Genomic DNA, 12,351 nt, shown 5'->3' with positions numbered 1-12,351 from the left:
TATATTTGAGCATTAAAGCGAAGGAATGAAAAAAATATTTTGGGTATTGGCGCTGTTTTCAGCACATTTTATATATGCGCAGACGGCGAAGGAAATCATTGACAGAAATATAGAAGCCACCGGCGGACTTACCAACTGGAAGCTGCTGAACAGTGTGATTCTGCATGGCAGAGTAACGCTGGGGGTAAATGATGAGTACCCGATGACCATTTACCAGCAAAGGCCAAATCTTGCCAAAACGACCATTTCCATCAGCAAAAAAGAAACGGCTATAGAAGGGTATGACGGTAAAAAAGGCTATGCCATGAACTACGCCAGCAACAAACTTCAGGAATATCCGAATTATGAAGCGCAAAACTTTGACAATGATTTTATAGACTGGGAAAGCAAAGGGTTTACCGCAAAGTACACCGGCAAAGAAAGGGTAGGTGATGCCCTTTGTCATAAGGTGGAACTCCAGAAAAATGTGAATACAACCATTTATTTTTTTGATGTAAAGAGTTTTATGCTGCTGAAGGAGATTAAAAAAGACGAAACACTTACGTACAGTGATTTCCGGAAGACCGGCAGTCTCATTATGCCGTACAGACTGGAGTCTTCATCTCCCAAAAAAGACAGTGATTACGTAATCAGTCTGCATAAAATTGAGGTCAATAAAGTACTGCCGGCCAATACTTTTAAATTTTAACCGTTCATATATAGAACACCCCATACCTGAAACTTATGAAAAGAATATTCATATTTCTGTTGACTATTGCCGCTTTTTTTCAGAGCTGCACCAATCAGAAAAAAGATACGGAACAAAAAACTGAAACCGATATAACCACTGCTATGAAAAATATTTATGACTACACCGTGGAAGGCCTGGATGGCAACGACATTAATTTTGCCGATTTCAAAGGCAAGAAAATTCTGATTGTGAACACCGCTTCTGAATGCGGTTTTACCCCGCAGTATGCTGATCTGGAAGAATTGTACCAAAAATATAAGGACCAACTGGTTGTGGTAGGTTTTCCGGCCAATAATTTCGGAGGCCAGGAGCCGGGCAGCAATGAAGAAATCGGCGCTTTTTGTCAGAAAAATTATGGCGTTACCTTTCCTATGGCCGGTAAAGTATCGGTAAAAGGCAGCGATATCGCACCCATTTTTGAATACCTCACCAGCAAAGACCTGAATGGCGTAAAAAACACCAAAATCCTGTGGAATTTTACCAAATTTTTGGTGGATGAAGAAGGGAAACTGATTGATTCCTATGTGAGCACTACGAAACCGACTTCAGAATCCATTACCAAACATCTGAAATAAAATACAGACATCTGTAATATCCGTTTTCTTATCTGGAAACGGATTTTTTTGTGGATGAAATATTTTACAAGCCAGAATCAGGAGCGATTGGATTTCTCTGCAAAACTGAAGATATTGCCCAGTTTAATCTTGGAATAGCCATTGGATTTTATTTTGGCCGAGTTCACCATGGCTTGCGCCAGAACTTCGGTGGGCAAGGGTTTTTGTTGCTGCAGAATACCGAGTTTATTGGCGAATTTTACAATTTTACCGCCCAGCACTTCGCCGGTGCGTTCAGAATTTTTACGGTCCAGAATTCCCGGGGCAAAGATGGTGAGTTTATTGAAATGCAGACCTTTTACCTCCCGTTCCAGTTCGCCCTTCATGCGGGAATAAAAAATCTTTGATTTTGGGCTGGCACCGTAAGCGGAAACGAGCACGAAATCATCCACCTTATTCTCCCGCGCCGCTTTGGCAAAATCATACTGATAATGGTAATCTACCTTGCGCTGTGCATCCTTACTGCCGGCGGCTTTCAGGGTGGTTCCCATACAGGAAAAAGCCACATCGCCCTGCACCAGGTTTTTCCAGTCATCAGGTTTGTCAAAATCCACGATATGCGTTTTCAGTTTAGGATGCGACAGGGGCAAAGGCTTTCTTACAAACACTTCCACGGTCTCGAAATCATTATCTTGCAGGAGCGTTTGTACCAAATCGGTACCGGTAGCGCCGGTAGCGCCTATGACCAAAGCTTTCATTTTGTTATGATTAAGAAATATTAATGTATAAATTTACAAAAATTTGTTTCAACCCAAATGAGATGATATGGAAGTCAATGATATTTTAACCTATTGTGCCGCAAAGAAAGGCGTAGAAGAAACATTTCCCTTTGATGCCGATACGCTGGTTCTGAAAGTGGGCGGCAAGATGTTTTTACTGATTCCGCTGGAGAAACAACCTCTGCAGATTACGGTAAAGACCGACCCGGAATGGACTGCAGAATTACGGGAGCATCATCCGCAGATTACCGGAGCATATCACATGAACAAAACCCACTGGAATACGGTGGTCTGCGAAGGTCTGAAACCCGATCTGATTTTCCGGCTGATCGATCATTCTTACGAAATGATTTTTAAAACATTGACAAAGAAAGTACAGGAGGCGTTGAATAAATGATGAACAAACGTTCTAAAACAGGAAATCTCTGGTCAGTTGTTCGTCTTCTGCCAGGCGTGCGGTAAGGGACTCCAGCCCGTCAAATTTGATTTCCTCATGCAGAAAATCACGGAAATTTACTGAAATCTTTTCGCCATAGATATCGCGGTCAAAATCCAGAATATGTACCTCTACGGAGAGTGCGTTCTCTCCTATGGTAGGATTGTGGCCTATGCTCAGCATTCCTTTGTGCCGCTCGCCCAAAACAAAGACTTCCACAATATACGCCCCTTTTCCGGGTAGAAATTTCAATGCATCGGTGGCAATATTTGCGGTAGGAAATCCGATGGTGCGGCCTATTTTTTTACCATGTACCACGGTTCCTGTAACCGAGTACACGTAGCCCAGCATGGCATTGGCTTCCTTAATGTTTCCGGCAGCCAGTGCATTGCGCACCTGGGTAGAACTGATGTGTTTTCCCAGATAGTCCACGGCCTGTACCTGCTGTACCCCGAATCCCAGGTCGGGAGCCATTTTCTCCAGTAAAGCAAAATCACCGCTTTTATTTTTCCCGAAGGTATGATCATGGCCTACGATGAGATGTTTCACATTCAGCGTGCGGATCAGAATTTCATGTACGAACTCTTCACCGGTAAGATTGCGGAACGGGGCATCAAATTCCTTCAGAAATAAATGCTGAACGCCGTTTTTTTGGAGCAGGTAAGTTTTTTCGTCTATGGTATTCAGTAATTTCAGGTCATCATCCGGATTAAAAATGGTGCGCGGGTGCGGCCAGAAGGTGAGGATGGCAGATTCCATACGGTTCTCTGCAGCAATCGTATTGAGCTGACGGATAATGGTTTGATGGCCGATGTGGACCCCATCAAACATTCCGATGGAAAGTGCGAGTGGCGTCTGTGGCTCGTAATCCTGAAAGCGCTGAATGATTTTCAAAAGAAAATTTTTTTGGTGGTGCAAATATGATAAAAATCTTCTTTTGAAGCAATTGCAGATTTGGGAATATTGGCTATATTTGCACACAGAAAAAATTTAGCAATGGCAAACCATATTAAAGGAGAAATTTCGCAAATTATCGGTCCTGTTATCGATGTCGTTTTTAAAAATGCAGATGAACTTCCCAATATCTATGATGCACTGGTAATTACCAAGGCAGATGGCAATAAGGTAGTTCTGGAAGTAGAACAACATATAGGGGAGGATTCTGTAAGATGTATCGCGATGGATGCAACAGACGGACTGCAGAGAGGGCAGGAAGTAGTAGGATCCGGACGTCAGATTACCATGCCTACCGGTGAATCAGTTTACGGAAGATTGTTTAATGTGGTGGGTGATGCCATAGACGGAATTCAGGAGGTTTCCAAAGAAAACGGACTTCCAATTCACAGAGAAGCTCCAAAATTTGACCAGCTTTCCACTTCTGCAGAAGTGCTTTTTACAGGGATCAAAGTTATTGACCTTATTGAGCCTTATGCAAAAGGGGGTAAAATTGGATTGTTTGGAGGTGCCGGTGTAGGTAAAACCGTACTGATTCAGGAGTTGATTAACAATATTGCCAAAGGACACGGTGGTCTTTCTGTATTCGCAGGAGTAGGAGAGCGTACCAGAGAAGGAAATGACCTGCTGAGAGAAATGCTGGAGTCCGGTATTATAAAATATGGTGAAGAGTTCATGCACTCCATGGAAGAAGGAGGCTGGGATCTTTCTAAAGTGAATCTGGAAGAAATGAAAGACTCTAAGTGTACTTTCGTTTTCGGACAGATGAACGAACCACCGGGAGCAAGAGCACGTGTGGCACTTTCCGGTCTTACCATTGCAGAATATTTCCGTGATGGTGACGGACAGGGACAGGGTAGAGACGTTCTGTTCTTTGTAGACAATATCTTCCGTTTTACACAGGCAGGTTCTGAGGTGTCTGCACTATTGGGACGTATGCCGTCTGCGGTAGGTTACCAGCCGACTCTGGCTTCTGAGATGGGTGCCATGCAGGAGAGAATTACCTCTACCAAGAACGGTTCCATTACTTCTGTACAAGCGGTTTATGTACCTGCGGATGACCTTACCGACCCGGCACCGGCTACCACATTTGCCCACTTGGATGCGACTACCGTACTGGACAGAAAAATTGCTTCCCTGGGGATTTACCCTGCCGTAGATCCGCTGGCTTCTACGTCCAGAATCCTGACTCCGGAAATTCTGGGTGATGAGCACTACGATACTGCACAGCGCGTAAAAGAAATTCTGCAAAGATATAAAGCACTTCAGGACATCATTGCGATTCTGGGTATGGAAGAACTTTCTGAAGAAGATAAACTGGTGGTGTACCGTGCCAGAAAAGTGCAGAGATTCCTTTCTCAGCCTTTCCACGTAGCAGAGCAGTTTACCGGTCTGAAGGGAGCTTTGGTAGACATTAAAGATACCATCAAAGGATTTAACATGATTATAGACGGTGAGCTGGACAGATATCCGGAAGCGGCCTTCAACCTGAAAGGGACCATAGAGGAAGCTATAGAAGCCGGTGAGAAAATGCTTGCAGAAAACGCTTAATCAATAAGACACAGGATAGCAGATGCCAGACATAAGACTTTAGCTTGTCTGACATCTGACATCTGACATCTGAATCTTCAAATATAAATGAAATGAATATTAAGATATTAACTCCCGAGTTTGTGGTTTTTGAAGGTGATGTAAAATCTGTTTTGCTTCCCGGAAAAAATGGTGATTTTCACATCATGAAAGATCACGCCGCGATCGTAGCTTCCCTGATCAACGGGAAAGTAAAGATTTTTACGGATAAAATTTCGGAACCGTTCGCAGATAAGTTTGTGAAGGAAAACGAAAAGGAAAATGTATATTCCTTCAAGGTAAAAAGCGGAGTGATTGAATTCAGCAATAACAAAGGAATCATTCTGGCGGAGTGACTGCACCCCGACGACAACGAATACAATACTGTAAAAGCCCCGAAATAACGGGGCTTTTGCTATGGTGAGGGTAAGTATTATGATTGGGTGTGGTGTCAGTTATGAATGCCATTACGGGTAATATGTTTTTATCTTCACTCCATTTTTAAACAAATCAACTTTATCTACAGGTCCATCTGGAGAATAGTTCCATTCGCCATCTTTAATTCCATCTTTATAAGTTCCATCTTCGATAATTATTTTTCCATAATTCATTGAGTATTTTTTTTCAATCCAATAACCATCTTTTAAATGATTATTTGTTTTTCCTTTCAACTCATATTCATAAACTGTATCTGAGTGCCTTTCCTCTTTATTTCCCCATTTCATGTCAACGTTTTGTTCTTGAAAATAATCTAAGAATAAACCGTTTTTTATAATGAAAATTTTGTTTTCTGTAACTTTGTTTTTTAATTGAATTTCTATTTTATCACCTATGATTCTAGATATTCTTTGGTATTTTTCTTCTGATTCTAAATTTTCATAGATAATTAGACTATCAAATAGGTTATCGCTATTATCATTAATTATTAGAATAGCTTGGTATGTTGCATCTTCGTAATGGATATTGATATAGTATGATTTAAAGACAAAACCATTAATTGTAAAATTTTTGAATGGATGAAATTCTAATAAAGTGTCATTTGATGAAGTGAAAATATCCCACATATAAGGTCTTACTATTTCTCTATCAAATGATTCTAATAATTTGCTTTTCAAAAATTCTATTTTACTTTTATCAGCAATTTTTTCCCCAATAGAATTTTTGTCTATAGAATTTACTATATAATTATCTTGGACGGTGTTTTGTTGCTTAATCGATGCAACATTTCCATTAGAAATTTTTTCTAAAGATTGCGTCTCAGATTTACAATTTTTAAATTGTATTAAAAATAATAAGCATAGTATATATTTCATTTATAATTCTTTTAAAGTTGGTTGATATCCTTGTATATGCAAATGGTCATTGTGATTATTATCTGAATCATTAGTACATCTGCGTAAAATTTTATTTTTTCTTTCACCATAATTCTGTGAAAGCATACTTTTCCACCCAAATTTATATAATAAATCATTAAAGTTATTTTGTCTATCTTCATCTAGTCCTTTCCAACCTAAATCTTCCCCATTATTAAATAAATCAGTTTTTCCTCCCCTTTTATCTTTTCTCAAATATCTTAAATCACCATTCATACCATTTTTGTGAGATTTACTACCTCCCACAAAAATGCTGCATGTAAGGGTTCATGATCCAGGCGGAAGCAAGGGTCTCATCTCCCAAATTATAAAGGTGTTTCAGAAGCAGGCAGCCCACCATAAAGCGGATCGGATGGCTCGGATTGCCCGTCTTGGAATATAGCGGGGAAAATTCTTCCTCAAAATAATTCCAGTCTATTTTCTCGGAAAGTAGAAAAAGTTCGTGTTGGTTATCAATAAAGTCCACCAACATCGGGCGGAATAATTCTGGCTGCTTTTTTGGATTTTTCCCCAACATATTTGCAAGGTTTTAATGCTCCTAGATACGAAATCCTGCAAACAAAGCAAGAAAAAACACTATTAATATATTGATTGTCAATCTGTTGATGCTATTTTAAGGAGCGACTACTTATTATCATATTGTTTTGTGCAATCTTCTTTAGTACTTCCTATAGTTTTGAACAGTGATTCAATTGAGTTTTTCATGTTAAAATTTAAATTCTGAATACATGTATTTGTATATTTATCTTGCCATGAGTAAGATTCTGTCTTAATTTTTTTTAAGATAAAAGAATTCTTATTATAACTGATGCTGTAGTTAGTTTGAAAATCACCTCGATCAGGAAATCTGGTTATAATTTCAAAACCTTCTTTTGATTCTTTTATATCTGAAATTTGATTCCCACCATCTTGTGAAAAATTAATTGTTCTCAATGCTAATGTATATTCAGAATTTTTATTACCTAGATAGACCAATAAGTCTTCACCTTCATACGGATTACTACTAATAACTTTATCTAATATTCCATCTTTGTTAATGTCAAAAGTTCTGCTAAAATATGCACTGTCTTTACTATATTTATCAATGTTTGTTATATTATTTTTTTCTATTTCATTTATATAAATTTTCTTATGGCTATTAGAGTCAACATTTTCAAATTTAGATTTTACTTTGGATAAAGTATCTTGTTGTACAGTTATGTTTTTCTTGACTTCTTGTTTTTTGCAGGAGAAAAGAAAAATAAAAAATAAGGTTAATATAAAATAATTTTTTATTGGGTACACCTCTTTAAAATGATGTCTTTATTAGCAGTTTCTTGATTGAAATTAATCTCCTTAAATTCTCTTTTTTTCGTTTTGCTATTATAAAATCCATACCAGTAAAAATGCATTGTTTTGTTATCAATCATTTTAACATAAGCAATAGGTTCATTATTTAAGTATTCTTTCCAATTAAGATTTCGTCCAATGTTACCAATATCTTCGGGAATTTCTTTAAGTTTATAGGCAATACCATTTTCATCATCATATCTTTTCAATTCTACCATGTCAATATAGATTTGATTATAAAGCACAGTCAATGAAACATCATTATTATTAACTAATAAACTACCAACTCCTTTTTCACAATCTACAAGCCATTGACCATTGATTGAATATTGATTTTCAGTTTTTTTATCCTTATCTAATATTTGTGAATTAATGAAACTTCGATTATTGTATTTTATTTCATCATCATCATTTGTAATATTCTTGTCAAATAGAAAAATCCATTTCTTGTTTTCTTTCTTATAATATTTTTGCACAAAAGGAAAATTGATTGAATAATCATTTTCATTTTCAATATTAATGTACTTCTTATCAATGAAAGTTCCTATTATTTGGAAATCTGCTTCATTTTTTATTTTTTCCTTTAGTATTTTATCTATTTTTCTATTGTCATCTTGAGAGTAATAGGTTGAAGAATTTAACTCGTCATACAAAGGTTTAATATTATTATTCTTTTCGAAATTTTGATAATAATCATTGTCTTTGGAGGACTTAGGAATATAGTAAATAGTATATTTTCCCAAATTCTTAATTAATGAAGTTGAATATATGCTCTTATCGTTAGGGGCAAAATATACTTTATCTACTTTATCAAAGTTATCCGTAATAGAAATTTTAGTGCTTTTTGTTTTTTCAATTACTGATGTGTGTTTTTTATCTTGACCATTACAACTCGTAATATTGATTAATAATATTAGATTTAATATAATTAGCTTTATTTTCATAGTTTATTCCCTTTTGTGGTTTAGTCAAATTTAGTTTTCATAAATTGTTCAGGGGTCAATTTGAATACTTCCAAAAAATGAACTCCTTGCTGCTTCAATAGGGACATGTATATATTATTTATTTCCTATTTGTTTGGTTAGATAATAATACTGAGAATCACTTTTTAAATTATTTATTTTTTCAGAATATTTGGCAATTTTATCTTTTTTAAATTTGATATTAAGTATGTCATTTTTCATGGAAATTTTTATAAAATCTCCAATACTTGTATTTTCAGAATTTGCTCTAGGTTCTTTTATATAAAACTTATCTATCAGATTTTCATTATTTAAGATAATTACATAATACCAATCTGTACCAATATCTGCTGTTGCTTCAATTATAACAATTTCAAATTGTGAATTTGATTTGGATTGAAATGAAAATATATTGTATCCTGGACCTTCATAATTAGACTCTGATAAATCAATTTCATCAACAACAAAATCCTTTTTTGTCAGCATGAAAGTATTATCAGATTTGATAATTAGTTGAGTGTCATTGTTAATATATTTATTGTCATTTTCAATATATTTGAAAGGTTTTATTACATTAAAATCAGTCTCAATAATAACTTGAGATTTGACATTTTCAATTTTTGGTACTTGTTTAGTATCGGATACTGAAACTTGCTGAGTAGCTGGTATAGCTGTTTTGTTATGTTCTTTACTGTATTTACAGCTTATGAATAAAGGTAGTATAAATACTAATTTATAAAATGAAAATGGTCTAAACATACAATATTTTTTTATGATCTTTTGTTTTTTACAATATCTTGTTCACTTTTTTTTATCGGCTTCAATCTAACAAAATAGGCTGGATTATAACGATTGGTAAGACCTATTCCATTACCTGTTGGTTTCATTGCAATTTCAAAATGTAAATGTGGATTTGGAACTCCTTTGGCATTTCCTGTATCACCAGAGTAGCAAATTACATCACCCACATCAACTTTACCACTAGTTTTTACAGCAGATTCTAAATGAGCGTATCGTAAATAGAATTTGTCAGCATTTATATCAAAACCATCACCTTTCTCACTTTCCAATAAAAATTCATGTGAATAATTTCTTTTTGCATTCCTTAAGTCATTTCCTTCTACTTCTAAAACCAATACATTGCCATATCCATTTGCTCCTTCATTTTTATAACTTACAATAGTACCATTTAAACATGCTTTACAAGGAGTGTTTATATCTGCAAAAATATCTAATCCTTGATGATTTTTTTGTTTACCATCTGGATATAATCTAACTGGTCCAAATGCTCCATTCTGTTCTTTATGAACTCCAGAAGAATTATAATATGTTCTTTGTGAGTAATCGATTGGATCATGCCATACAGAATTATCACTTGATTCTACAGGTTGACATTCGTTGACTTTAAATACAGTTAATCCTTTTTCAAAATATTTTTTAGCATCACTCCATCCTGCTAATCCAGGATTTACCAATGCTCTTATTTTCTTGATATTTTCATCAGTCGAAGTTTTTAAATTATCAGCTGTCTTCCAAATTTCATGTTTTTCCCAAAAAGCAATTGCTGATAATACGGCATATTTTGCTTCTTTTACCTTGTCAGGATTTGCTTCTAAATCTATATATTCTTCAGAAAAAGTTTCTTTTAAAATATTTGATGCATCTCTATAATTTCCTCTTCCTGTTAATTGTTTTAAACCTCTTCCTCTAAATAGATAACCATCGCCACTCGCTTCATTTCCATTACCATTTCCAAATCCATTTTCATGAGCATACATATAATTTAATAGTCTTTTTTGAGGATTATCATTACAATAAGTTTCTAATAATCCTGCAGCATTTAATCTTTTTGCCCTCTCTTTAAATATTCCTAAACAACGTGATGCAGAATATCTAAATTTATCAGTTTCTACCATCCAATCTGGATTAATTCCTAAAGTTTCTGCACCTACTTGTGCGAAAAAATGTGCTTTTCTTAAACAAGTATTAATATGAATTTCTCTTCCTTTTTCAAAAATATATTTATTTAGACTGTCAACTATTTCTTGTCTAAAAGCTTTGTGAGAAGATAGCTCTCCAAAAAGTTCTTCGATTTGTTGAAGTGTAATTTTTTCGGTACATCTAGGACATTTCCCACCACCAATCTGAAAATATGCTCCCTCTTGCTTTAAAAACTCTTTGTCGTGTTGTTTTAGTCCTTTTGATTTCACATGAAGATATAATAATTCTTCCTGTTTTTTGTATAGTACAAAAGTGATGGTTTCTCCTTGTGCATATTTTTCTTTTGTTAAGGCATTTTCTATCTCTTCTGCATATGCGGTTTTTCCGTTTTCTATTGGTGGGTTTCCTCGCAAACCGTTTTTAGCATTGTTTAAGATGATTCCTGCAATGCGTTTTTTCTCGTCACCGCTACCGTTGGGTAAAGAGGTTTGGTTTTCAAAAGTATAAGTGTAGGTGCCATCTTGTTTACCTTTCGCCAGTTTATCTTTCCATTGTTTCAGTTCATCATCAGATTTTGGACGGAGGTGTATAGGGATTTTTACCATGCCGTCTTGTACTGTTCCTTTAAACTCTGTTTTTTCGGTTCCCTGTACTTCTCCAGAAGAATTTTTTTGTTCCATTTGCTCTTCTGTAATTTCCAAGACTGGCAAAATTGCTCCTGCACTTCCTTTAATAATGCCATCTTTTTCTTTAATAATTATGGTTGCTTCTTTGCCATCTAACATAGAAGTAGTGGCTACCAAATACAATTTTTCTTCCAAAGGAGCACTATTTACTCTTTTGAAGTCTTCACCCAATTTAAAGGTTTTAAAGGTGATTTTTTGGTCTTTATTATACACATCAGCAGTAAGTGCCGCTTTAATAGCTTCAATAGTGGTGTATTGTTTTTTATCTTTTAATGCTACCACACTGGGTTTGCCCAAAATAGCTTTGGCAATATTTTCTTTTTGGGCATTATCTGCTGTTCTGTTTCCATTTCCTGCAAATTTGTATTCAAATGTTCCTGCGTCTTCACCCGTTTGTTTGGTATATTCTTTTTTGGCAAAATACGCATCAATAATATTTTCAATTTTCTCACCCTTCAGCTCCCTCACCACCGCGGCAGATTTTCCGGTTTCTACGGTCATCAGGGCTTCTGGGGTGACGCCGAAACGTTGGGACTCTGCAGAAACGTCCAGTGGAAGGACTTCTATAAAATAATTCTGACTGCTGCTGTCCGGATCCAGTCTCCCGAAATCAATTCCTTTGTCGAATATTGCTTGGGTAAGGGTAAATCCCGAAGTGTTGATGATGTCTCCTTTCACCTCAATTCTTCCGCTTTCGTATACCAAATCATTTTTAGCCGTATCATACTCCCAGACTTTGTACTGAACGTGCTTCCCCAGCATGTTGCGGGTAATGATCTGCACCTGTACGTGATTTCCTACGGCAGCCTTTGTCAATTTCTGATTTTTGCCGTTTACAAAATAAGCGTCCAGAATTTTGCTTTCGGAGTCTGGTTTTTCAGGGACAGTGGAGGTAGAGGTCGCCGGGAATTTTGGCGAATCTTCCCTGGGTTTGGGTTTATAACCGGGATTGGTCACATTCACATTGGTTTGGCTGGAACCCCCGATTTTACCGGCCGAACTGGCCGTTACATAATATTCATGATGGGCGCCTTCATC

At 36.2% G+C, this 12,351-nt stretch carries 14 protein-coding genes; 5 read left to right on the top strand and 9 right to left on the bottom strand.

Annotated elements, in window-relative coordinates; translation table 11 throughout:
- Positions 1-25: 25 nt before the first annotated feature.
- Positions 26-688: a histidine kinase gene (locus LKO26_RS02315; protein ID WP_227586219.1), complete on the top strand. Its 663-nt coding sequence runs from the start codon at positions 26-28 to the stop codon at positions 686-688.
- A gap of 143 nt (positions 689-831) precedes the next feature.
- A complete protein-coding gene (locus tag LKO26_RS02310; RefSeq protein ID WP_410681432.1) occupies positions 832-1,305 on the top strand; it encodes a glutathione peroxidase in 474 nt (157 codons plus the stop codon).
- 77 nt (positions 1,306-1,382) lie between these two features.
- Here LKO26_RS02310 and LKO26_RS02305 read toward each other — a convergent pair whose 3' ends face one another.
- The gene (locus tag LKO26_RS02305) at positions 1,383-2,042 is read right to left on the bottom strand and encodes an NAD(P)H-binding protein (RefSeq protein WP_227586216.1); all 660 of its coding nucleotides are present in this window, start codon (positions 2,040-2,042) and stop codon (positions 1,383-1,385) included.
- A gap of 67 nt (positions 2,043-2,109) precedes the next feature.
- On the opposite strand from LKO26_RS02305, the gene LKO26_RS02300 reads away from it, so the two are divergent.
- Positions 2,110-2,460 (top strand): MmcQ/YjbR family DNA-binding protein, encoded by a 351-nt coding sequence (locus LKO26_RS02300; protein ID WP_227586214.1) that lies wholly within the window; start codon positions 2,110-2,112, stop codon positions 2,458-2,460.
- Positions 2,461-2,472: 12 nt separating this feature from the next.
- Here LKO26_RS02300 and LKO26_RS02295 read toward each other — a convergent pair whose 3' ends face one another.
- The gene (locus LKO26_RS02295) at positions 2,473-3,393 is read right to left on the bottom strand and encodes a bifunctional riboflavin kinase/FAD synthetase (RefSeq protein WP_227586213.1); all 921 of its coding nucleotides are present in this window, start codon (positions 3,391-3,393) and stop codon (positions 2,473-2,475) included.
- Between the two features lie 102 nt (positions 3,394-3,495).
- Between LKO26_RS02295 and atpD the strand changes: the two genes are divergently transcribed.
- Together atpD and LKO26_RS02285 are read left to right on the top strand one after the other, a co-directional pair.
- A complete protein-coding gene (gene atpD, locus LKO26_RS02290; protein ID WP_227586211.1) occupies positions 3,496-5,004 on the top strand; it encodes a F0F1 ATP synthase subunit beta in 1,509 nt (502 codons plus the stop codon).
- A 92-nt stretch (positions 5,005-5,096) separates the two neighbouring features.
- Entirely contained in the window at positions 5,097-5,378 is a 282-nt protein-coding gene (locus LKO26_RS02285; protein WP_227586210.1) for a FoF1 ATP synthase subunit delta/epsilon, read from the top strand.
- A gap of 111 nt (positions 5,379-5,489) precedes the next feature.
- Here LKO26_RS02285 and LKO26_RS02280 read toward each other — a convergent pair whose 3' ends face one another.
- From LKO26_RS02280 to LKO26_RS02250, 7 genes are all read right to left on the bottom strand, one after another.
- Complete coding sequence (locus LKO26_RS02280; protein WP_227586209.1) at positions 5,490-6,335, bottom strand: hypothetical protein; 846 nt, start codon at positions 6,333-6,335, stop codon at positions 5,490-5,492.
- Entirely contained in the window at positions 6,336-6,611 is a 276-nt protein-coding gene (locus LKO26_RS02275; protein WP_227586206.1) for a hypothetical protein, read from the bottom strand. It abuts the gene before it with no gap.
- A 19-nt stretch (positions 6,612-6,630) separates the two neighbouring features.
- Positions 6,631-6,912, bottom strand: a complete 282-nt coding sequence (locus LKO26_RS02270; RefSeq protein ID WP_227586205.1) for a transposase — start codon at positions 6,910-6,912, stop codon at positions 6,631-6,633.
- Between the two features lie 107 nt (positions 6,913-7,019).
- The gene (locus LKO26_RS02265) at positions 7,020-7,679 is read right to left on the bottom strand and encodes a hypothetical protein (RefSeq protein WP_227586203.1); all 660 of its coding nucleotides are present in this window, start codon (positions 7,677-7,679) and stop codon (positions 7,020-7,022) included.
- Positions 7,667-8,668 (bottom strand): hypothetical protein, encoded by a 1,002-nt coding sequence (locus LKO26_RS02260; protein ID WP_227586202.1) that lies wholly within the window; start codon positions 8,666-8,668, stop codon positions 7,667-7,669. The genes LKO26_RS02265 and LKO26_RS02260 overlap by 13 nt, the downstream gene beginning before the upstream one ends.
- A gap of 114 nt (positions 8,669-8,782) precedes the next feature.
- Complete coding sequence (locus LKO26_RS02255; protein ID WP_227586201.1) at positions 8,783-9,445, bottom strand: hypothetical protein; 663 nt, start codon at positions 9,443-9,445, stop codon at positions 8,783-8,785.
- An 11-nt stretch (positions 9,446-9,456) separates the two neighbouring features.
- The coding region (locus LKO26_RS02250) for a peptidoglycan DD-metalloendopeptidase family protein (protein WP_227586200.1) at positions 9,457-12,351 on the bottom strand (2,895 nt) is incomplete at its 5' end.

It is taken from the genome of Chryseobacterium sp. MFBS3-17, assembly GCF_020687745.1.
Lineage (GTDB): Bacteria > Bacteroidota > Bacteroidia > Flavobacteriales > Weeksellaceae > Marnyiella.
The sequence above is the reverse complement of the archived record's forward strand: the minus strand, read 5'-3'. Positions and strand labels throughout refer to the sequence as shown.

Bases quoted from the DNA above. Each gene is read 5' to 3' on its own strand.
- LKO26_RS02310 (WP_410681432.1), top strand. From the start codon at position 832: ATGAAAAATATTTATGACTACACCGTGGAAGGCCTGGATGGCAACGAC.
- LKO26_RS02300 (WP_227586214.1), top strand. From the start codon at position 2,110: ATGGAAGTCAATGATATTTTAACCTATTGTGCCGCAAAGAAAGGCGTA.
- atpD (WP_227586211.1), top strand. From the start codon at position 3,496: ATGGCAAACCATATTAAAGGAGAAATTTCGCAAATTATCGGTCCTGTT.
- LKO26_RS02285 (WP_227586210.1), top strand. From the start codon at position 5,097: ATGAATATTAAGATATTAACTCCCGAGTTTGTGGTTTTTGAAGGTGAT.
- LKO26_RS02260 (WP_227586202.1), bottom strand. From the start codon at position 8,668: ATGAAAATAAAGCTAATTATATTAAATCTAATATTATTAATCAATATT.
- LKO26_RS02275 (WP_227586206.1), bottom strand. From the start codon at position 6,611: ATGAATGGTGATTTAAGATATTTGAGAAAAGATAAAAGGGGAGGAAAA.
- LKO26_RS02315 (WP_227586219.1), top strand. From the start codon at position 26: ATGAAAAAAATATTTTGGGTATTGGCGCTGTTTTCAGCACATTTTATA.
- LKO26_RS02270 (WP_227586205.1), bottom strand. From the start codon at position 6,912: ATGTTGGGGAAAAATCCAAAAAAGCAGCCAGAATTATTCCGCCCGATG.
- LKO26_RS02280 (WP_227586209.1), bottom strand. From the start codon at position 6,335: ATGAAATATATACTATGCTTATTATTTTTAATACAATTTAAAAATTGT.
- LKO26_RS02305 (WP_227586216.1), bottom strand. From the start codon at position 2,042: ATGAAAGCTTTGGTCATAGGCGCTACCGGCGCTACCGGTACCGATTTG.
- LKO26_RS02255 (WP_227586201.1), bottom strand. From the start codon at position 9,445: ATGTTTAGACCATTTTCATTTTATAAATTAGTATTTATACTACCTTTA.